The sequence below is a fragment of the Streptomyces sp. GL_141 genome (assembly GCF_057834385.1).
On the sequence record NZ_CM174402.1, the window covers coordinates 1,492,159 to 1,512,463 of the forward strand.

General features: G+C 71.2%; 20 protein-coding genes. 4 read left to right on the forward strand and 16 right to left on the reverse strand.

Annotated features, from left to right (window positions below; all coding sequences use genetic code 11):
* Positions 1-60: 60 nt before the first annotated feature.
* Positions 61-1,665 (reverse strand): aklavinone 12-hydroxylase RdmE, encoded by a 1,605-nt coding sequence (rdmE, locus tag AC3IX6_RS06520; RefSeq protein ID WP_489369275.1) that lies wholly within the window; start codon positions 1,663-1,665, stop codon positions 61-63.
* Between the two features lie 164 nt (positions 1,666-1,829).
* On the opposite strand from rdmE, the gene AC3IX6_RS06525 reads away from it, so the two are divergent.
* A complete protein-coding gene (locus tag AC3IX6_RS06525; RefSeq protein ID WP_489369276.1) occupies positions 1,830-3,113 on the forward strand; it encodes an activator-dependent family glycosyltransferase in 1,284 nt (427 codons plus the stop codon).
* 64 nt (positions 3,114-3,177) lie between these two features.
* Here AC3IX6_RS06525 and AC3IX6_RS06530 read toward each other — a convergent pair whose 3' ends face one another.
* The 11 genes from AC3IX6_RS06530 to AC3IX6_RS06580 form a co-directional block, all read right to left on the reverse strand.
* The gene (locus AC3IX6_RS06530; RefSeq protein ID WP_489369277.1) at positions 3,178-3,546 is read right to left on the reverse strand and encodes a helix-turn-helix transcriptional regulator; all 369 of its coding nucleotides are present in this window, start codon (positions 3,544-3,546) and stop codon (positions 3,178-3,180) included.
* A gap of 25 nt (positions 3,547-3,571) precedes the next feature.
* Positions 3,572-4,426, reverse strand: coding sequence for an ABC transporter permease (locus AC3IX6_RS06535; RefSeq protein ID WP_489369278.1), 855 nt, complete (start codon positions 4,424-4,426; stop codon positions 3,572-3,574).
* Positions 4,423-5,307 (reverse strand): ABC transporter ATP-binding protein, encoded by an 885-nt coding sequence (locus AC3IX6_RS06540; RefSeq protein WP_489371357.1) that lies wholly within the window; start codon positions 5,305-5,307, stop codon positions 4,423-4,425. The genes AC3IX6_RS06535 and AC3IX6_RS06540 overlap by 4 nt, the downstream gene beginning before the upstream one ends.
* Positions 5,308-5,526: 219 nt before the next feature.
* The gene (locus tag AC3IX6_RS06545) at positions 5,527-6,813 is read right to left on the reverse strand and encodes a cytochrome P450 family protein (RefSeq protein WP_489369279.1); all 1,287 of its coding nucleotides are present in this window, start codon (positions 6,811-6,813) and stop codon (positions 5,527-5,529) included.
* A 52-nt stretch (positions 6,814-6,865) separates the two neighbouring features.
* On the reverse strand, positions 6,866-7,639 hold the full coding sequence (locus AC3IX6_RS06550) for an SDR family NAD(P)-dependent oxidoreductase (protein ID WP_489369280.1): 774 nt from the start codon (positions 7,637-7,639) through the stop codon (positions 6,866-6,868).
* Positions 7,632-8,969 (reverse strand): activator-dependent family glycosyltransferase, encoded by a 1,338-nt coding sequence (locus AC3IX6_RS06555; protein ID WP_489369281.1) that lies wholly within the window; start codon positions 8,967-8,969, stop codon positions 7,632-7,634. The genes AC3IX6_RS06550 and AC3IX6_RS06555 overlap by 8 nt, the downstream gene beginning before the upstream one ends.
* Positions 8,969-9,922 carry an aromatase/cyclase gene (locus AC3IX6_RS06560; protein ID WP_489369282.1) on the reverse strand — a complete coding sequence of 318 codons (954 nt, stop codon included), beginning with the start codon at positions 9,920-9,922 and terminating at the stop codon, positions 8,969-8,971. The genes AC3IX6_RS06555 and AC3IX6_RS06560 overlap by 1 nt, the downstream gene beginning before the upstream one ends.
* Before the next feature lie 31 nt (positions 9,923-9,953).
* On the reverse strand, positions 9,954-10,739 hold the full coding sequence (locus AC3IX6_RS06565) for an SDR family NAD(P)-dependent oxidoreductase (protein ID WP_489369283.1): 786 nt from the start codon (positions 10,737-10,739) through the stop codon (positions 9,954-9,956).
* Positions 10,740-10,747: 8 nt separating this feature from the next.
* Positions 10,748-11,968, reverse strand: a complete 1,221-nt coding sequence (locus tag AC3IX6_RS06570) for a ketosynthase chain-length factor (protein ID WP_489369284.1) — start codon at positions 11,966-11,968, stop codon at positions 10,748-10,750.
* Positions 11,965-13,245, reverse strand: a complete 1,281-nt coding sequence (locus tag AC3IX6_RS06575; protein ID WP_489369285.1) for a beta-ketoacyl-[acyl-carrier-protein] synthase family protein — start codon at positions 13,243-13,245, stop codon at positions 11,965-11,967. Before AC3IX6_RS06575 ends, AC3IX6_RS06570 begins: the two co-directional genes overlap by 4 nt.
* The gene (locus AC3IX6_RS06580) at positions 13,245-13,595 is read right to left on the reverse strand and encodes an antibiotic biosynthesis monooxygenase family protein (RefSeq protein ID WP_489369286.1); all 351 of its coding nucleotides are present in this window, start codon (positions 13,593-13,595) and stop codon (positions 13,245-13,247) included. The genes AC3IX6_RS06575 and AC3IX6_RS06580 overlap by 1 nt, the downstream gene beginning before the upstream one ends.
* A 228-nt stretch (positions 13,596-13,823) precedes the next feature.
* On the opposite strand from AC3IX6_RS06580, the gene AC3IX6_RS06585 reads away from it, so the two are divergent.
* Both AC3IX6_RS06585 and AC3IX6_RS06590 read left to right on the forward strand, forming a co-directional pair.
* A complete protein-coding gene (locus AC3IX6_RS06585) occupies positions 13,824-14,258 on the forward strand; it encodes a SnoaL/DnrD family polyketide biosynthesis methyl ester cyclase (RefSeq protein WP_489369287.1) in 435 nt (144 codons plus the stop codon).
* A gap of 27 nt (positions 14,259-14,285) precedes the next feature.
* Entirely contained in the window at positions 14,286-14,906 is a 621-nt protein-coding gene (locus tag AC3IX6_RS06590) for a mycothiol-dependent nitroreductase Rv2466c family protein (RefSeq protein ID WP_489369288.1), read from the forward strand.
* A 30-nt stretch (positions 14,907-14,936) separates the two neighbouring features.
* Here AC3IX6_RS06590 and AC3IX6_RS06595 read toward each other — a convergent pair whose 3' ends face one another.
* From AC3IX6_RS06595 to AC3IX6_RS06610, 4 genes are all read right to left on the reverse strand, one after another.
* Positions 14,937-15,830: an alpha/beta fold hydrolase gene (locus tag AC3IX6_RS06595; protein ID WP_489369289.1), complete on the reverse strand. Its 894-nt coding sequence runs from the start codon at positions 15,828-15,830 to the stop codon at positions 14,937-14,939.
* Positions 15,831-15,906: 76 nt separating this feature from the next.
* On the reverse strand, positions 15,907-16,983 hold the full coding sequence (locus AC3IX6_RS06600; protein ID WP_489369290.1) for a methyltransferase: 1,077 nt from the start codon (positions 16,981-16,983) through the stop codon (positions 15,907-15,909).
* Positions 16,980-18,215, reverse strand: a complete 1,236-nt coding sequence (locus tag AC3IX6_RS06605; RefSeq protein ID WP_489369291.1) for an acyl-CoA dehydrogenase family protein — start codon at positions 18,213-18,215, stop codon at positions 16,980-16,982. The genes AC3IX6_RS06600 and AC3IX6_RS06605 overlap by 4 nt, the downstream gene beginning before the upstream one ends.
* Positions 18,212-18,982, reverse strand: coding sequence for an NAD-dependent epimerase/dehydratase family protein (locus AC3IX6_RS06610; RefSeq protein ID WP_489369292.1), 771 nt, complete (start codon positions 18,980-18,982; stop codon positions 18,212-18,214). Before AC3IX6_RS06610 ends, AC3IX6_RS06605 begins: the two co-directional genes overlap by 4 nt.
* Positions 18,983-19,175: 193 nt before the next feature.
* Here AC3IX6_RS06610 and AC3IX6_RS06615 point away from each other — a divergent pair, with 193 nt between their 5' ends.
* A complete protein-coding gene (locus AC3IX6_RS06615) occupies positions 19,176-20,294 on the forward strand; it encodes a nucleotide disphospho-sugar-binding domain-containing protein (protein ID WP_489369293.1) in 1,119 nt (372 codons plus the stop codon).
* Positions 20,295-20,305: the final 11 nt, after the last annotated feature.

Below are 20,305 nucleotides of genomic sequence, written 5' to 3' on the forward strand. Positions count from 1 at the left end.
GTCGTGGTGGTACGGACGTGGGACGGGCCGGAGCCGGGTGGGCCCCGGCCAGGGCCGCGTTCAGCGGGACAGCACCTGGGCCAGAACCGCGCGCAGGGTCGCGGCGGGGTCGTCCGGCCGGGTGGCGGTGCGCCAGGCGACGATGCCGTCGGGCCGGATCAGGCTGGCGCCGCCCGTACCGATGCCGAAGCGGCAGGCCAGTTCGCCGTCGGGGTCGCTCAGATCGGTGGCCAGGCCGTGGACCGCGATGGGCACGCCGAGTTCCTTGCTCGCGGCGAGGGCCCACTCGGTCCAGCCGGCGCCGTCCGTACCGGTCATCAGTAGCCAGCCGGAGCCGAAGAGGTCCACGGTGGAGATCCGCTCACCCGCCCGCCGCACCCACACGTGCGGCATCCGGAATCCGGGCCGGCCGGTGGGCCGGGACGGGGACTCGAACCGGGAGGTGTCGTCGTCGATGACGACGGCGTCGGAGCGGTACCGGAACCCGAGGATCACCTCGGCGTAGCCGACGGGCTCCGCCGTCCGGTCCTGGAGGTGCGGGGCGAGCCGGGAGGCGTAGAGGTGCATGGACTCGTCCATGACGAGCTGGGCCACGAGCCTGCGCTCGGGTTCGTAGCTGTCCAGCAGCCGCGGACCGGCCTGGCCGGTCAGTACCGAGAACAGCTTCCAGGCCAGGTCGTATCCGTCGCCGATGGCCGTGTTGCCGCCGAGGCCGCCGGTGGGCGGTACGACCTTGGCCGAGTCGCCGACCAGGAACACCCGGTCGGCGCGCCATCGTTCGGCGATGCGGGCCGCCATCTCCCAGCGCTGGATGTCCAGCACCTCGGGGTCCAGGTCGGGTGCGTCCAGGCCGATGCGGATCAGCTCGACGCAACGGGCGGGGGTGAAGTCGTCGGCGGATTCGCCGCGTTCGGGGTGGTACTCGACCAGGAAGGTGTGCCGCTCGGGCCGGTCGCTGCCGATGAAGATGCCGCTGAACTGAGGGTTGCGCAGGTAGTACAGCCCGGACGCGTCCGACGTGAGCACCCCGGACAGATCGGCTTCGAAGATCATGCCGACCACGTGGGACAGCGAGCCGTGGCCGTGGCGGGCGATGCCGAGCCCTTCCCTGATGGGGCTGCGGTCGCCGTCGGCGGCTACGAGGTAGCGCGCCCGTACGGTGGTCTCCACGTCGCTCTCGCGGTCGCGGAGCAGCGCGGTGACCCCGTCGGCGTCCTGTGCGTAGGAGACCAGCTCGGTGCCGAACCGAATCAGCGCTCCGTCCTCGAGCGCCCGGGCCAGCATCAGGGGCTCCAGCTGGTCCTGCCAGGCCAGCGCCCACGGCATCGGGGAACAGGACGCGGTGGTGGCGACCAAGTGGTCGAAGTCCTCCTCAAAGGTACCGAGCACCTCGCCCCGCACGGTCTCGGCGACCCGGGTCGTGAAATGGCCCTTGGCGCCGCGGTGGTCGGTGGCCTGCTGCACCTGCTCGGCGATCCCACCGATCCGCAGCAGTTCCATGGTGCGCGGGTTCTGGCCGATCGCCCTGGGGTGGATCGATGTCGTCGGATGCTTCTCGGCCATGAGCACCCGTACACCGAGCCGGGCGAGGAACATCGTCGTGGCGAGCCCGCCCAGGCCCGCGCCCACGACCAGGACGTCGACTTCCGTGTCAGCTGTGGCCATTGTCATCTCCCCGATTCGTGCGGCGCCCGGTCGGACATCCGTTGACCGAGGCCGAGACTCGCCCGTGGGCTTCGAAGTTCGCTGGAGGCCCGACGACGGAGCCTCGTGCGGCGCTGCGGGATTCCTCGAGCGCCGTGCGAAGGCGCACCGGCAGGGTGAGGTCCATGCGAGTGCTGTTCACGCCGTTCCCGGCGAGCACCCACGTCCACACCCAGGTACCTCTGGCGTGGGCGATGCGGGCCGCGGGACACGAGGTCCGTGTCGCCACCCGGCCGGACGTGCTCGAGGACATCAACAACGCCGGCCTGACCGCGGTCGCGGTCGGCGGGATCCTCGACGTTCCGGCCACGATGAACCCGGAGTACACAGACGAGCCCGACGAGATCCGTGACGAAGCCTGGCTGGACGTCCTCGACATCACCGAGACCCGGCCGGAGAAGCTGACCTATCCCTATGTGCACGGGGTGCTCACCGCGTGGACGTCGTTCGTCTACCAGAACACCCTGCCGGACGATACGACCGAGGAGCTGATCGACTTCGCCCGCTCCTGGCGGCCCGACCTGGTCGTCTGGGACACCATGTACTACCCCGGCGCGCTCGCGGCGCGGATCAGCGGCGCGGCGCACGCCCGGCTGATGTTCGGGCTGGACCTGGTCGGGCTGATGCGCCGGCACTACCTGCGCGGGATGGCCGAACTGCCACCCGCGCTGCGGGAGGATCCGCTGGAGGAGTGGATGAGCCGGATCCTGCGGCGGCACGGCCGGACGTTCACCGAGGACCTGGCCGTGGGTCAGTGGACCATCGATCCCGTTCCGCCGTCGCTGCGGCTGCCCGTCGACCTGCCGTCCGTGCCGGTGCGTTACGTGCCGTACAACGGCGAGGCGAAGGTCCCCGGATGGCTGCGAGAGCCTCCTCTGCGGCCCCGCGTGTGTCTGACCCTCGGCAGGTCGTTCCGCGAGGTGGTCGGCGCCGACCGGACGTCCGTCGGCGATCTGCTGGCCGCGGTGGCGGAGCTGGACGTGGACGTCGTCGCCACCTTCACCACGGACCAGCTCGATCCGGGCCAGGCCGTACCGGACAATGTGCGGGTCGTCGACTTCGCCCCGCTGGACGCGCTGCTGCCCACCTGTGCGGCGATCGTCCACCACGGCGGTTCGGGGACGCTCCAGACCGCGCTGGCGCACGGCGTCCCCCAGGTGATGGTGCCGGCCAAGATGTGGTGCAACGTCCCCAAGGCGCAGCGGGTACGCGACGCGGGCGCCGGGCTGTGCATCGATCCGCGGGAATTGACGCCGGACGGACTGCGTGCCGCGCTGGTCCGGGTACTGGAGGAGCCGTCGTTCCGCACGAGCGCGGACCGGCTTCGCCGGGAGATCGTCGGCACTCCGGCGCCCGCCGACATCGTCCCGTTGCTGGAGAAGCTCACAGCCGAACACCGGGCGCGATAGAGAGCCCGGTGTGTCGGTACGCCGCGGCCGTGGGGGAAACGACGTCCCCACGGCCGCGGCGTCTTCATGCGGATGCGGGCGGACTGCTCCCGATCCGGGGGAACGGGGTGGTCGAGAAGATCACCTCGACCGGGACCTCGAAGTACTCCGCGATCCGCAGGGCCAGGTGCAGGCTGGGGCTGTACTCGCCGCGCTCCAGATAGCCCACCGTCTGGTAGTGCACTCCGAGGGCATCGGCGAGCTGCCTGCGGGTGATGGCGCGCTCGACCCGGAGCACGGCGATGCGGTTGTGGACCGTCTCGGTCCCGGCACCACCCCGGGAACGCCCTTGCTCACCGGTTGCCCGCCAGCCCGCCGCGGACGCGTCGGTGCCGGCGGCGGGCCGGGGGGCCGCCGTCCCGGTCTCCGGCTCCGACGTGCCCCGGCGCGTCATTCCACGCTTACTGCCGGATTCCTTGTCACCCAACTCGCTTCAATGCCTCCTGCTGCCGTGCCTCGACCTTCGATCCCGTCTCGCCTCGCACCGTACGGCTCAGGACCTTCGGCGCGATCACCAGAGCGAAGACGGCCCAGGCGAGCAGCACGACCGCGGTCATGGGCCTGCGCCAGGAGTCGCCGAGCTCGACCGCGACCGCCGCGTCGGGCAGCAGCGCGGCGCGGGTGCCCAGCCCGACCCAGTACACGGGGAAGACCTGCGCGATGCCCTGGAGCCATCCCGCCAGCGAGGTGATCGGGTAGAAAATACCCGAGATCGCCATCAGACCCATCGTCGGGAAGATGCCCCACGTGTTCGCGCCACGCGGGTTCTTCACCATCGCGCCGATGATCAGGCCGATCGGCAGCGTGGCGAGCAGTCCGAGGGCCAGCACCCACAGCAGGTTCAGCCACTTGGCGAGGTCCCCGGTCATCAGGTCGTCGAAGAGGAACACGCTGGGCACCAGGATGATGACCAGCGTGAGCAGGGTGCTCAGCGCGATTCCCAGCACCCGGCCGGCGATGTAGCCGACGAGGCCCTGCGGTACGGTCCTGGCCCGCAGCAGCGTGCCGTCCTCCCGCTCGGCCGCCAGCGCGAACGCCGCACCGCCCAGGGCCTGGAAGGCCAGCAGTCCGCCGATCATGCTCGGCATGGACAGCGTCGCCAGCGAGAGCTCGGTGCCCTCCACGGTCGAGTTCCGCATGAAGAACAGCACCCCGAGGAAGACGCCCCCGAGGAAGAGGTAGTAGATGATGTCGCCGGGCGTGGTCAGGCTCTGCCTGAACTCGGTCCAGCCGCGGCGCAGACCGAGCCGTACGGCGTACAGGGTGGGATTCACCGGCCTGCCTCCCGGAACGCGGCGATCGCCTCTTCGGACCGGCCGGCCTCGTACTGCCGGACCATGGCCATATAGGTGTCCTCCAGGCTGGCCCGGCGCACTTCGAGGTCACGGACCCGGTCCCCGTGCTGCTTGAACAGCTCGTGGACGAACATGCTGGCGTCGGGGGTGGCGTGGACGAACTGCTCGCCGTTCAGGCTCCAGCGGACCTCGGCCTTGCCCGAGGTCTGCCTGGCGAGTTGGTCGGCGCTGCCGTCCGCGACGATTTGGCCCCCGGCCAGAATCAGAATGCGGTCGGACAGTTTCTCGGCCTCGTCCAAGTCGTGCGTGGTGAGCAGGATCGTGGTGTCCTCCAGGTCGGAGAGCCGGTGCACCACGTCGTGGAAGTCCCGGCGCGCCTTGGGGTCGAACCCGACCGTGGGCTCGTCCAGGAACAGCACCTCCGGCCGTCCCACGATGCCGATCGCGACGTCGAGGCGACGGCGCTGCCCGCCGGACAGGGACCCGATCTTCTGGTCCGCCTGCTCCTCCAGGCTGACCATGGAGATCAGCTCGTCCACGTTCCGCGGACGGATCCGCTCGGCCGTGGAGTAGGGCCGGTAGAAGTCGCCCAGCTGGGCCAGCAGCTCCCGGACCTTCCACTTCCCGTGGTCGCGCCATGACTGGAGCACGATGCCCAGCCTGGCGCGCCACTGCTCGTCGCCCTTGGCCGGATCGACTCCGAGCACACTGACCTCACCCGCCGAACGGGTGCGGAACCCCTCCATGATCTCGATGGTCGTGGTCTTTCCGGCGCCGTTCGGCCCCAGCAGAGCGAGGACCTCACCCCGGCGGACGCTGAAGTCAACTCCGTTCAGCACGTCCTTGGACCCGTACCGCATGCGCAGTCCGCGGATGTCGATCACCCGTTCACCTGCCGAGCCGTCCGACGGTCCCTCTGCCTGACTCGACTCGCGCAGATCGCTTAACCCTGCCATAGGCCCCTACCTTTCGATCAGACCTCTTAGATCAAAGATAGTATCTCTACTATGACCTGTACAAGTCGCACGGCTTGAGAGCCGCATGGCTTGAGGGACACCTGGCACCGCAAGGAAGTCGGCTCAGAGGGTGAGGGGCAGCTCGAGGACGGCTCCGGTGACCCCGGACCGCAAGCGCCGCAGCACGGGTCCGTCGCGCCGCACTGCCGGCACGTCCGCCGCCAGGACGCGGAGCCCGGCCTCGGCCTGGAACCGCACCAGCGGGGCGAGCAGCGACGTGGGCAGGCCCTCGGGGAGCGCCAGCTGCTCGCCGCTCCGCTCCCTGGCCGGGTCGAAGGCGGACGGATCCGCATGGACCGCGGAGTCCCGGTTGGCCGCCTCGACCGCCACCACGACCTGGCTGCCGGCCGCGACGGCCGTCCCGGCAAGTTCGAGGTCCTCGTGCGCGTACAGGGGCACGAGCCGGACGGGCGGGGCGTACCGCAGCGTCTCCTCGACCACCGCCGGTGCGAGATCCAGGTCCTCGCACAACGACCGCCACAGTGCGGGGTGGTCGAGCAGGGCCGCCACCGCGTCGCAGAGCAAGGTCGCGGACAGCTCGGACCCGACGAGGGCCAGCAGCATGCACACCGACCGCACTTCCTCCTCGTGCGTCACCGAAAGCAAGGCGGTGACGAGATCGTCCCCGGGCTTCTCGCGCCGCCGCGCGATCAGGTCGTTGAGCAGGGACCGCATGCCCTCGACGGAGGCGATCAGCTCGTGTGCCGTGCGCAGGTGCGGCGAGCACACCGTGGCGTCCAAGGCGCCCGCCGCACCCCGGCACAACGCGGCGAAACGGTCGCGGTCCTCCTCCGGTACGCCGAGGATCTCGCGCACGACGTCGGCGGCGAACGGGTCCGCGATGTCCGCCCGGAGATCGAACCCGGTGCCCGCGGCCGCGAGGGCACGGCGCAGCGCCCGCTCCGCCGCGGGCCGCCACCGCTCCAGGGCCTTCGCGCCGAGCAGCGGCTCCAGCAGCTCGCGCACGCGCTCACAGTCGGCCCGGCCGGCCGTCAGGAAGACCTCGCCGAAGGGGAGGATCTCACGCAGCGCGGGCACTTCCCACGGCATGGGCTCACGCTGCTCGCCCTCGTCGTCCGCGGCGGGTGCGTCCGCGTCGGGGTGCCGGACGCTCAGCCGCCGGTCACCGAGCGCGGCCGCGGCGACTTCGTGACGGGCCGTCACCCACGCCTCGGCGCTGCTCCAGTACAGCGGACCCCGTTCCCGGATCAGTTCGCCGAGCCGGTGCGGATCGTCGTCGGCCGCCCGCACCAGCAGGGCGTACGGGTCGTCCTTCGTGCCGATGATCCACTGGACGCCGCGGTGCGTGAGCAGCACACGGCCCAGTTCGCTCTCGGTCATGCTCACCATGTGCGCAACTCCGCTTCTCCGGGGGCCTGCTGTGGTCGGACCCGATGTCGGGTCATGTCAGGGAGAGCCCGCCGTCGACCGGCAGTACGGCGCCGGTCAGGTAGCGCGCTTCCGGCCGGGTGAGGTGCGTGACCCACCAGGCGATCTCCTCGGGGGTGCCGACGCGGCCCTGGGGTGTCAGGGCGCCGACGTGGTGGAGCATGCCGTCGTACTGCTCCGGCGACATGCCCGCCCGTTGCGCGAACCCGGAGTCGACCAGCCCGGGGGCGACGCCGACGACCCGGATGCCGCGCGGTGCGAGTTCGACCGCCCAGCTCCGGGTGAGGAAGTCGAGCGCGGCCTTGGCGGCGCCGTACACGCTGTTGCCCGGCCAGGCCCGGGACCCGCGCGCACCGGACGAGCTGATGTTCAGCACGGTGCCGCCGCCGTCGGCGGCGAGGGCGTCGAGCGCGCACCGGGTGAGGAGCACGGGCACCGCGAGGTTCGTGGCGAGCTGGCTGGTCACCTGCTGCGGGTCGACGTCGGCGAGGGCGCGGTGGCCCAGGGCCGCCGCGTTGTTCACCAGGATGTCGATGCCACCCAGTTCGCGCACCGCGGTGTCCACGACCTTCTGGGGCGCGTCGGCCTCGGTGAGGTCGACGGCGAGCGTCCTGATCGTGTCGTACCCCTTCGCGGTGTCGGCGAGGTCGGCGGCCGTGCGGCCGACGACGAGTACGGCCACGCCCTCGTCGGCGAAGGCGTGCGCGGTGGCCCTGCCTATGCCGGAGCCGCCTCCGGTCACCACGACCGACCGCGGGGCGGGGGGCAGGGGGGCTGTGTCAGACATCGTTCCTCGCAGGGTCGTCGTGTCGCGTGGCTCCGTGGCGCCGGTGTTCGGCGGTGAGCGACTCCAGTACCGGGACGATGTCCCGGGGAGAGGGAGTTGCCAGCGTCTCCCGGCGCAGCCGGCCGGCCGCTGCCGCGAACGACGGCTCCGTCAGTACGCGGGTGAGCGCGTCGCGCAGGGCGTCGGCGGTCAGGGTCTGCGCGTCCAGGCGCAGACCGGCGCCCGACCGTTCCACGAGGTCCGCGCGGATTCCGTTGTCCCACATGGTGCCGGGCACCAGGATCTGCGGGACGCCGTACAGGAACGCCGTGTGGACCGTGCCGGACCCGCCGTGACTGATGATGGCCGAGCAGCTCGGCAGCAGCGCGTCCATCGGGACGAAGTCGACGGTGCGGACATTGGCGGGAAGGCTGGTGACCTCCCGCAGCTGGCGGGCGTTCAGGGTGGCGACCACTTCGACGTCCAGTCCGGCGACCGCCTCGATCAGCTCGCCGATGGACGCCTGGTCGCCGCCCATCACCTCACGGTGCGACACCCCGAGCGTCAGGCACACCCGGGGGCGCCGGGGCGCCTCGTGCAGCCAGGGCGGGATGCCTCCCCTGCCGTTGTAGGCGACGCAGCGGACGGGGACGTACGGCAGATCCACCGGGAGCCGCAGGGAGGTCGGCACCGGGTCGACGGTCCACTGGCCGGTCACCAGGTCCTCGGAGAACGCGCCGCCGTATCGCTCCATCACCCAGCCCAGCCACTCCCGCATGGGGTCCTCGCGCAGCGCGGCGGGCCGCCCGCCCACCTCCGCCAGATAGCTCTCGCGCATACGGCCGACCAGGTCCAGGCCGAACATCAGCCGGGCGTGCGCCGCGCCGGTGACCCGGGCGGCGACGGCTCCGGCGAAGGTCAGCGGGTCCCAGATCACCAGGTCGGGCCGCCAGCCGCGGGCGAAGTCCACCAGGTCGTCGATCATCTCGGTCGACGAGTAGTTCTGGAACACCGCCGAAGTCATCGCGGTGAACACGCCGTGCATGTGGTCGTAGCTCAACTTCTCCGGGCGCAGTTCGTCCATGGCCAGCAGCAGCTGGGCGTCCGGTGCATCCTCGTCGTACGTGTCGCGGGAGGCGTCCTCGCGTTCCCGCAACTCCTCCATCACCTGGTCCTCATTGAGTTCCCGGCCGACCGGGACCGCGGTCAGGCCGGTGCGGGCGATCACGTCCCCGAGGTCGGGATGGCTGGCCACGCAGACCTCGTGCCCGGCGGCCCGTAGCGCCCAGGCCAGCGCCACCTGGGCGTGGACGTGGTTACGGGCGCCGAAGGTGGTGAACAGGACCCGCATCAGCGCTCACGTACCGCTCGCTCGGCGTACTCCTTGGCGAGCAGCATCGTCGCCGTGCTGTTGCGGCCGAGCGCGTCGCGGACGAAGGAGCGCGCGTCCTCGACCGTGGCGCCCTCGCCGAGGACCGGGACGACCGCGTCGGGGTTGAGCACGACGGTGTGCGTCGAGGTGACGGTGCACCCGGACGGACTCTTCTCGATCCGCCAGCGGCCGTTGTGGACGGTCATCAGCGCGGGTGTCTTCAGCTGCTTGTAGACGATGGTGTCGGCGGGGAAGCAGACCCGTACCGACTTCGTCGTGTGGACGGCGCCGTTCGGGGTGAGCGTGTCCATCTCCAGCAGCTGCAGATTCGGGGTGCTCTCTTCCAGCTCGACCCGCTTGACGTGTGGCAGCCGCTCCTCCCACTGCCGCGCGTCGTAGAGGAAGTCGTAGACCTCGGCAGGGTCGCCGGCCACCTCCACCACGTCGTCGAACCGCAACGACAGATCGCCGGCACCGGCCCCGGGGACCTGTTCCGCGGCCCGCCGGAGCGCGCCCAGTTCCGCGTCGCTGTTGCGGTCGATGGCCCGGGTGATCCACTCCACGCCCTCCGGGTCGTCGTCAACGGCCCGGAACTCGTGGGTCAGGCGGACCAGGGTCCGGGAATCCGACAGCGGCTCGACGATCCATTCGCCGCCCATGGCGGCGACCGGCGGCTGGGACACCTCCTGGCGGAAGCTCACGCGCAGCCCCCCGGAGTCGAGGACGCGGCGCGAGGTCCACGTCTTGACGGAGTCGTTGGCGGTCGCCCAGATCCGGATGCGCTCCTCGCCGGCGGTCCGCTCGAGGACGTCCACGTGCACGGTCGGGGGAAAGACCCGCGGCCACGCGTCGACGTCCGCGATCAGGCCGAAGACGGTGCGCGCGGGTGCCTCCACGATGATGCTGTGCTCGGCTCGGTGGTTGTTCGTCATGGTGCGGGTCTCCTGGTCCTCGGACGGGCCGTCAGTAGTTGCCCAGTCCGCCGCAGACGTTGATCGCCTGCGCCGTGACCGGGGCGGCCTGGTCGGTGATGAGGTAGCCGACGAGCCCGGCGACCTCCTCCGGGGTGGTGTACCTGCCGAGCGGGATCTTCGCCTCGAACCGTTCCAGCACGTCCTCTTCCGTGATGTCCCAGGCCGCGGCGTACCCCTGCCGCACCCGCTGCGCCATCGGCGTCTCCACGTAGCCCGGGCAGACCGCGTTCACGGTGATGCCGGTCTTCGCCAGCTCCAGGCCCAGCGCCTTGGTGAATCCGACGACGCCGTGCTTCGACGCCGAGTACGGGGCACCCAACACCACGCCCTGCTTGCCGCCGGTCGACGCGATGTTGATGACCCGGCCCGTGCTCCGGTCGAGCATGCCGCCCGTGGTGAGCGCCTCACGGGTCATCCTGAGAACGCTGTTGAGGTTGGTGTCGATGACGTCGAGCCACAGCTCGTCGGTGATCTGCGCGGTCGGACCTCCCCCGCTGCGGCCGGCGTTGTTCACCAGCACGTCCACCGGGCCGTACCGGTCGACGGCGGCCCGGACGAAGGCGCCGACCTGTTCGGTGGAGCGGACGTCGCACGCCTGGCCCGAGACGTCGTACCCCTTGTCGCGCAGCCGCTCGACGGTGAGTTCTACGTTCTCGGGGTCACGGGCGCAGATGAACACGCGCTGCCCGAGTTGGCACAGCATCGTCGTGACGGCGAGCCCGATGCCGCTGGTGGCACCGGTGACCACCGCGTGGCGGTCGTCTGGAGTGGACATGTCTCTCCTCATCGTTGTCGGGTCACGACCGCGGCCGCGTTGAAGCCTCCGTGGCCCCTGGCCAGCACGAGCGCGGCGGACACCGGTACGGTGCGGGGGACCCGGACGAGGTCGATCCCGTACTCGGTCACCGGCTGCCGTACGTTCGCCGTCGGCGGGATCACCCCGTCACGGATGGACAGCACGGCCGTCGCCAGGTCCAGTGCCGCGCCGCCGGCGCCGAGCCGTCCGGTCATCGTCTTGGGCGCCGTCACCGGTACGCCGTGCGGGCCGAAGACCTCGCGGATGGCCTCCGCTTCGGCGCGGTCGAGTTCAGGGGTGCCCGCGGCGTCGGCGAACACCACGTCGATGTCGCCGGGTTCCAGTCCGGCCTCGTCGAGGGCGAGTTCGGCGGCGCGCCGCAGGTTGGAGGGCCGGCCCGTCCCGGGCGCCGGGTCGAACGTGGACGCCTGTCCGGCGATCTCCGCGTACCAGGACCGTACGCCCCGGGCGCGTGCCGACTCCGGAGACTCGAGGACGAACAGCGCACCGCCCTCACCCGGTACGTAGCCGGAGGCGTCCACGTCGAAGGGCAGGTACGCCCGCCCCGGGTCGTTCACGGTGCTGATCCGGCCACTCGCCAGCTGCGCGACCCAGCCCCAGGGCGACGGTGAGCCGTCAACGCCGCCCGCGATCACCATCTGGACGCCGTCGCGCAGCTGTCGCCGGGCCTTGTCCAGTGCGTCCAGCCCGCCGGCCTGCTCGGTGACGACCACGCCGCCCGGTCCGCGCAGTCCGTGCCGGATGGAGATCTGCCCGGTGTTGACCGCGTAGAACCAGGCGAACGACTGGTAGGCGCTGACGTGCTCCGGGCCTTTGCTCCAGAGGTTGTGCAGTTCCCGGTGGCCGAAGGCGAATCCGCCGGCCGAGCTGGCGGTGACGACGCCGATGCCGTACTCCGGCAGTGCGCCGGGCTCCACCCCGGCGTCCTTGATCGCCCATTCGGCGGCCACCAGCGCCAGCCGGGTCATGTGGTCGGTCTGTGGGAGCAGCCGGTTCGCGATGCCGTGTTCCTGCGGATCGAAGTCCGCGATCTCACCGGCCAGCCGGCTGGGGTAGCGCTCCGGGTCGAAGCGAGTGATCGGGCCGATCGCGGCCCGCCCGGCCAGGGTGCTGCTCCAGTGGGAGGAGATGCCCAGGCCGGTCGGCGCGATCACGCCCATGCCCGTGATCACAGCGGTGGGTGTCATGACGCCGCCCTCTCCGGGCTCCGCAGCACCATCGCGCTCTGGAAGCCCCCGAACCCGCTGCCCACGGTGAGCACGGTGTCCACGCGCTGCTCACGCGCCGTCAACGGCACGTAGTCCAGGTCGCACTCGGGGTCGGGCTCGTGCAGATTGGCGGTGGGCGCGATGGTGTCGTGCTCGATGGTGAGCGCGCAGGCCGCGATCTCCAGCGAGCCGATCGCGCCCAGGGAGTGCCCGATCATCGATTTGATGCCGCTGACGGGCACCCGGTAGGCGTGCTCGCCCAGAGCACTCTTGAAGGCCGCCGTCTCGTGCCGGTCGTTCTGGAGGGTGCCCGAGCCGTGTGCGTTGACGTAGTCGATGTCGTGCGGCGAGACCGCGGCCCGCCGCATCGCCACGCGGATGGCCTCGGCCATCTCCCGGCCGTCCGGGCGCAGTCCGGTCATGTGGAAGGCGTTGGAGCGGGAGGCGAACCCGCTGATCTCCGCGTACACGTGCGCACCGCGGCGGCGGGCCTTCTCGAGCTCCTCGAGGACGAGGACCGCCGCGCCCTCGCCGAGGACGAACCCGTTCCTGGTGCGGTCGAAGGGCCGCGACGCGTGACCGGGGTCGTCGTTGCGCGGCGTGGTCGCCTTGATCGCGTCGAAGCAGGCCACGGTGATCGGCGAGATCGGGGCGTCGGTGGCGCCGGCCACCATCACGTCCACCGAGCCGTCCCGTATCAGCTCCACCGCGTGTCCGACCGAGTCCAGTCCGGAGGTGCAGCCGGTCGAGATCAGCGACACGGGGCCCTCGGCACCGACGTCGCGGGCGACCTCAGCGGCGATCGAGCTCGGAACGAAGTAGTCGAAGAGGTGCCGCCCGGCATAGGAGCCGTCCACGTGCCAGTGCTGACCGCCGTCGCTGACGACGGAGTACTCGTCCTCGAGGCTCATGGTGCAGCCCACGGCGCTGCCGACGGCGACGCCGGTCCGAGCGGGGTCCAGTTCCGCGAGGTCCAGCCCGCTGTCGGCGACGCTCTCCCGGGCGCTGACCACGGCGAACTGCGCGGCGCGGTCCATCCGCCGGATCTGCTGCGGAGTCAACCCCTCGCCCAGCGGGTCGAAGTCGACCTCGGCAGCGATCTGCGAGCGGTACGGGCTGGGGTCGAAGAAGCTGATTCTCCTGGTGGCCGTGCGCCCGGCGGTCAGGGCGTCCCAGAAGGGCTTGCGCCCCACGGCGTTGGGAGCGACGACACCGATGCCTGTGATGACGACTCGGCGGCCCGCGGGCATGGCCATCAGCGGGCCTCCGTCGCTGCCCGCTCCGCCGACACGTACTGCCGCGGAACGTACAGGCCGGGCTCACTGGTGCTCATTTCCCGCAACCGCGCGACGTGCTGCGGGAAGGACGCGGCGCCCACCGCCGCGCGGAAGGCGTGCGCGTCGCGCCAATGAGCGATGTTGACCCAGCGGGTCGGGTCCTCGGCGTGCTGGTGCAGGGTGTACCGCAGGAACCCGTCCCGGTCGGCCAGGTGCCGTCCCGCCTCGGCGAAGGCCTTCTCGAACTCCTCCGGCGACGCGCGCACAGTAAATCTGTTGATGAAGGCGACCACCCCGCTTCCAGTGGGATCAAGGTCGTTCGGCTGCATCTCACGCCTCTTTTCAGGTCCGCCGTCGGGCTCTGACGATGTGGCGTCGTCCAACGTGGGCGTCGGCTCTCGCAGCGCGCTCAACAGCCTCTGAACCCCGCGCCGTTCACGGCCCGGCGGGGGATCGAGCGGCCCTGGAGCAGGGGGTCGAGCGATCGTCGATCCGCTGCCGATCGTGGTGTTGGGATGCTCGTCGGCAACGAGCACACCGAGAGCCGGAGGCACACCGTGAGTCAGAACCTCGAAGCCGTGCGGCGGATGATCAAGGCGTACAACACGGGCAGGACAGACGACGTCCACGAGTTCATCCACCCGGAGTATCTGAATCCGGCCACGATCGAGCACGGGATCGGTGAGGGCCCCCAGGCGTTCGCGATGGCGGTAGCCTGGGTGCGGATGACCTTCTCCGAAGACGCACACCTGGAGGAGGTCAAGATCGAGGAGCGGGGCGACTGGGTGCGTGCGTACCTGGTCCTCTACGGCCGGCAGGTCGGTCCGATGGTGGGCTTCGCGCCGACCGGGCGCCGCTTCTCCGGGGAGCAGATCCACTTGCTGCGCATCGTCGACGGCAAGATCAGGGACCATCGGGACTGGCCGGAGTACCAGAGCACGTACCGCCAGCTCGGCGAGCCGTGGCCCGAGCCGGACGGCTGGCGCCGCTAGAGCGAGACCGTATGAGGAGCCGATCAGATGACCGAACAGCGGACCGTCGACTTCTGGTTCGACCCCGTCTGCCCGTACACGTGGATCACCTCGCGGTGGATGGTGGAGGTCACCAAGGTGCGGCCGGTGACCGTCCACTGGCGGGTGATGAGTCTGTCGGTGCTCAACGAGCACCGGGACGACAACCCCGAGGGCGAGTGGGAGGACTACATGTGGGCGCCGGTGCGCGTGTGTGCCGCGGTGGAGGAGCGGTTCGGTCAGCAGGCGCTCGGTGACCTGTTCACGGCCATGGGCAACCGCTTCCACCTCCAGGGCGACTGGGGGAACCTGACGGCGGCCCTCGCGGATGCCGGGCTGCCGGAGGAGATCGCGGAGGTCGCCGAGTCCACCGCGTACGACGAGGCCATCCGCTCCTCGCACGCGCAGGCCGTCGCCCTGGCCGGCGGCGACATCGGCACCCCGGTGGTGTCGGTCGGCCGGCCCGGTGGCGAACGGGTCGGCTTCTTCGGGCCCGTCGTCTCCCCCGCACCCACCGGGGAGACGGCCGGGCAACTGTGGGACGGTCTTCTGCTGGTGGCCGCTGTTCCGGGCTTCTACGAGATCAAGCGCACCCGGACCGACGAGCCCCGGTTCGATCTGGCCGACTGACGCGGCACATCGGGCCGGGGCTCGCGCCGGTCACCGGCGCCCGTGCACGTGCTGGAGCACGGCTTCGGCGAGCGGCCGGTGCACCGAGCTCGGCAGCGCGTGTCCCATGCCCTCGATCTCCACCAGATCCGCGCCCGGGATCAGATCGGCGAGGTGGCGTCCGTGCGGCGGCGGGGCGATCGGGTCCCGCATCGCCTGGATCACCCGGGTGGGGACACGGACGTCTCCCAGCTCGGGGGCGCGCTCGCGCGGCGGCGGCTGCACCGCGTAGTGCACGTGCGGCTCGGTGAGGGAGCCCGCGTGGTCGATGGCCTGCCGTTCCCACCGCCGGAAGTCGGCCTCGTCGAAGGCGACCTCGTCCCCGGAGAACAGCTTCCACCGGCGCACCCGCCGCTCCAGTTCCGCCTCCAGGCCGTCCACGTCCTCGTTCATGACGGCGAGCGCCTTCAGGAATCGTTCCTGCGGCAGCGGGAGGCCGTCGGCGGACGGCTCCCCTGCGAGGGCGCGGCGGATGCTGCCGGGGAAGTCCACGTCGAGTGCTCCGCCGAGCATCATCGACATGCTCAGCATCCGCTGCGGGTGGTCGAGCGCGACCAGCTGGCACAGGACCGTGCCCATCGACATGCCGACGAAGTGGGCCCGTTCGACGTCCCAGCCGTCGAGCACCGCGACGGCGTCGGCGGCCAGCCGGAGATAGCCGTACGGACGCTCTGCCGGGTCCCAGACCGAGGAGCGGCCCACCCCCCAGTGGTCGTAGCGGATCACGTGCAGCCCGCCGGCGACCAGCCGTTCGACGAACTCGGCGGGCCAGCTCATCGCGGTCAGGTTCCCGCCGGCGACCAGCAGCAGGGCGGGGTCGGCGGGATCGCCGAAGTCCTCGCTCCACAGCTCCGCTTCCCTCGACGTGACGATACGTTGTGCCACTTCGGCATTCCTCTCGGCTCGGGGAGCCCCGGGAACCCTGGTCCCGTGGCTCGACGGTTGTGGGAGACGGGCGGGCTCAGCGCACGGCGAGCTCCCAGAGACAGGAGTCCAGCGGCACGCTGGGCGACACCAGGGGCCCGGTCCTGGAGACGATGTCGAGACCGGCGGCGTCGGCCAGATCGGCCCATTCGCGGTCGGTGCGGACCCGGCCGCCGAGGAACACCAGCATGCGCATGTCGAGCACGCTGAAGTACAGGTCCGATGTCCGCGTCCCACCGGACGGTGCCTCGGCCCTCTCGAGCAGAACGATCCGGCCTCCCGGCCGCAGGGCGTCACGGCAGCGCCCCAGGATCCGCAGCGCGTCCGTGTCCGACCAGTTGAGGAGGACGAACGACAGGACGACGACATCGGCGGACACCGGCAGTTCGTCGAAGAAGTCGCCGACGACGACGTCGATGCGGCCGTCCAGTCCGGCCGCCGCAATGCGCTCGCGCGCCCTCCGGGCTGCTCCCGGCAGGTCCAGCAGCGTGCCGCGCGCCTTGGGCGCGGCCCGCACGATCGCGCTGAGGAGGCCGCCGGGCGCGCCGCCGACGTCGAGCACGTGCCGTGCCCGGCTCCAGTCGTACGCGGCGACGGGCACGGCGAACGCCGCGTCCTCCCGTGTCGTCATCAGGGTGTCGAACGACGCCCCGAGCTCTTCGTGCTCGGACAGGTCCGTCCAGAACGGCTTGCCGTACTGGTTCTCGTACTGCGGCCGCCCGGTACGGACCGCCTCGCGCAGATCGAGGAACGTCAGGTCCGCGCGCCCGACGGCCAGGTCCAGGTCGAGCCAGGAACGCTGCCGTGACGGATCGTCGTCGGCGAGCAGGTCACCGATGCGGGTCGGCGCGTAGCGGCCGGGTCCGGTCTCCTCCAGCACCCCGGCGGCGGCCAGGTGCCGCATCAGCCGCGACAGCGCGTCCGCGTCCGCTCCGGTGACCTCGGCGAGGGCCTCGGGGCTCGTGGCGCCCCCGCGCATGTGGTCGACCAGCCGCAGGGTGGCCGCGACCCGCAGCGCCATGGGGGTCACCAGGTTCGACATCCGCACCAAGGTGTCGACGGGCCGTTCGTCCTCACCGGCGCCGCCGTCGGCTCCGCCGTTCGCACCGCTCACGACGCGTTGCCTTCCAGGTCGGTGCCGAGCGCGCGTGCGCTCAGGTGGTCGACGGCATCGGCGTAGGTGAAGGGCTGCATGAACCAGCCCGCGCGGACGTCGCGGTAGTGGCGGGACAGGGGGTGGTTCGTGGTGAACGACGCCCCGCCCACCAGGGTCATGCAGTCCTCGACGATGCTCGACGCGGTGCGGTTGACGATGAGCTTCGCGTACTGGAAGGGGGCCATCATCAGCCGGCCGCGCTCCTGGGGGTCGACCGTCGCCCGGTGCGCGTAGTGGTCGGCGTTGGTCAGTGCCGCGGCGAGTGCCGTGCGGAGCGCGTACAGCTTCACATCCAGCTCGGCCACCAGGGTGCGGACCGCGGCCGCCGGCTGTCCGCCGCGCCGGGTGATGTCCGCGACGGTGAAGTCGCGTGCCGCCTGCGCGATCCCCGCGTACACCCCGAGCAGTCCGATCGAGCTGACGGTCTGGCCCGCCATCGCGGCGTCGTTGCGGACGCCGACCGGTCCGCGCAGGAAGACGTCGGTCTCGGGAACGGGACAGTCCTGGAAGACGACCTCGGTGCTGGCGGAGGCCCGCATGCCCATGCCGTTCCAGTTGTCCGGCGCCTTCAGGCCGGGGGTGTCGGCGGGGAGGAAGGCGGAAGCCAGCAGCGGGGGCCCGGAGGCGGGGCGGGTCTGCGCCGCGACGACGACGTGCGTGGCGAACGGGGCCATGCTGACCAGGATCTTCCGGCCGGTCAGCCGCCAGCCGCCGTCGGCCGCGGGCACCAGCTCGGTGGTGACGCCGGCGTCCTTGAGGGCGCCGCTGATCAGCGCCCCGTCCGTGCCCATCAGCCGCAGCAGCCGCTCGGCCAGGGCGCGCCCGGTGCCGTTGCCGTGCTCCCGCTCGTACGACATGGTGATCCCGCGGCTGAACTGCATGTGCAGCGACAGCGCGACGGACGCGTCGGCCTCGGCGATCCGTTTCACGGCGAGGCACACGTCGTGGACGCTGCTCACGCCCAGTCCGCCGAACTCACGCGGCACGGTCGCGCCGAGTACGCCGTCGGCGCCCATGCGGTGGACGGCGTCCAGCGGGAACGCGCCGTCGCGGTCGTGCTCGCTCGCACTGGCCGCCAAGCGCGGCAGATGTCTGCTCAGTATCTCCAGCAGTGCGTGGCCCTCGGGTGTGAGCGGCTCGGTGAGGTCCCCCGCCTTCGCCGCGGCCGTGCCGGTGGCGTGCTCCGTCATGACCTTTCCGTCCTTTCCTTCCGGATGACGTCCGCGGGATGCGTCGCCGCCAGATATCGGTCGATGGCGGACCGGTGATAGCCCGGTCCGAATCCCAGCCGGTCGACCTCGGGCACCAGCCGCCGCAGTTTCCGTACCGACGGGCAGTGTTCGATGCTGTCGTCGGTGACCTGCCAGTGGGCCGTGACGCCGAGCCGCTGTTCGAGGTACCGCACGACCGTGGCCACCTCCACGCAGTCTCCGGAGGCGACGTTCACCGTCTCGTCGCACACCCCGGTACGGAGCAGGCCGTCGACGACGGCGGTGAAGTCCGCCACGTGGATCATGTCCCGGCGCGCCCCGCGCTGGACGCGCACCCGGCCGTCCAGCACCTGGGTGATCAGCGCCGCGAGAAGGCGGAAGCCGGGTTCGTCCGGGCCCAGCACATAGCCGAGCCGCAGGATGAGGTGGCGTACCCCGGAGGCTTTGATCACCTGCTCTAGGTCCAGCTTGTGCTGGCCGTAGCGGGTGGAGGCGACCTGCGGGCCGTCCTCGTCGCCCCGGCCGCCGGGCCCGCCGTACATGCTGACGGTGGAGAAGAACACGAGCATCCGGTCGCGCCGCAGGCACCCCCGGATCGTGTCGCCGACGAGCCTGGTCTCACGCTGGTGTTCCGCGTCGGACAGCGGGTGCGTGGGAACGCCCGCGGCCAGCACCGTCACTCCGGGGTGCTCGGCCGAGAGCGGTGCGAGATGCCGTGCGAGGAACCCGTTTCCGATGATCTCCATCTGACAGGACAGCCCTTCGACTCGCTGGGGGCACCGACCCTGGCAGCCGTATGTCGCAAGATGCTCGAAAGGTCTCGGACGGCGGACCGAGGCCCGGTCCGCACGTCCGTTCAACAAGGCTCCGTGCGCCTTCAAGGACACCGGTCGAAGGTGACACCACCACCCCATCCCTCTCATGAGGCGAGGAGTCCCCATGCGCGTACTGTTCGTCAACTCCCCAGGGCTGGGGCACATCTTCCCCTGCGTGCCCCTGGCGCACGCGCTGACCGCAGCGGGTCACGATGTGCTGTATGCCCAGGGCGGTGACGTCGGCGCGGTGGCTGCCGCGGGCGTCAACGTCGTCGATGTGACCCCCGGGCTCGACTACGCGACGGTGTTCCGGCCCGAGGAGATCGACTTCAGCGTCGACGGCGGGGACGAGTTCGTCGCCGCGCTCTTCGCCAGGGTCTCGGGCGTCACCGTCGACCGGGTGGTGGAGGTCGCCCGTGGCTGGTCCCCGGATCTGATCGTCCACTCACCGCTCCAGGGCGCCGGCCCGCTGGTGGCGCGAGCGATCGGCGTGCCCGCCGTGTCCGTGGTCACCGGGCCGGCCGACAGCGCGCCCCGCATCGCCGGTCTGATGCGCGATCACATGAAGGAGGACTATCTGCGGCACGGCGTCACGCCGGCGCCGGCGCCCGGCCTCCGGCTCAACTCCATGCCGCCGAGCCTGCTGAAGCTGCTTCCGGAACGGGTGCGCGCGGACGACGACGTACCGGTCCGCTACGTGCCCTTCAACGGCAACGGCGAGCTGCCCGGCTGGCTGCTGGAGGCGCCGAGGCGGCCGAGGATCGCCGTCACGCTCGGGTCGATCGCCGGTCTGTGGGGTGGCCTCGCCGTGCTGGCGCCGCTCATCGCCGCGGCGGCGGACACCGACGCGGAGTTCGTCGTCACGCTCGGCGGCGGCGATCCGGCGCTGCTGGGTGAACTGCCGCCCAACGTGAGGACGGTGGACTGGCTGTCCCTCGGGCCACTGCTGAGAACCTGTCACGGGCTGATCCACCACGGCGGGTCGGGCACCTCGGCGGTCGCGATGGCCGCGGGCGTGCCCCAGTGCGTGATGCCGCTCAGCCCGGACCAGAAGGACAACGAGCGGGCGGTCGTCGAGCGGGGCATCGCCATCGGGGCATCGGCCGAGACGATCGGTGCGGCGGAGTTCCAGGCCCTGCTGCAGGACGAGGGGCTACGGACGGCCGCGGCCGAAGTGCGCGACGAGGCGGCGGCGATGCCGTCTCCCGCCGCGCTCGTCGGGCGCCTGGAGTCCCTGGTGTGAGGGGTCGGCCG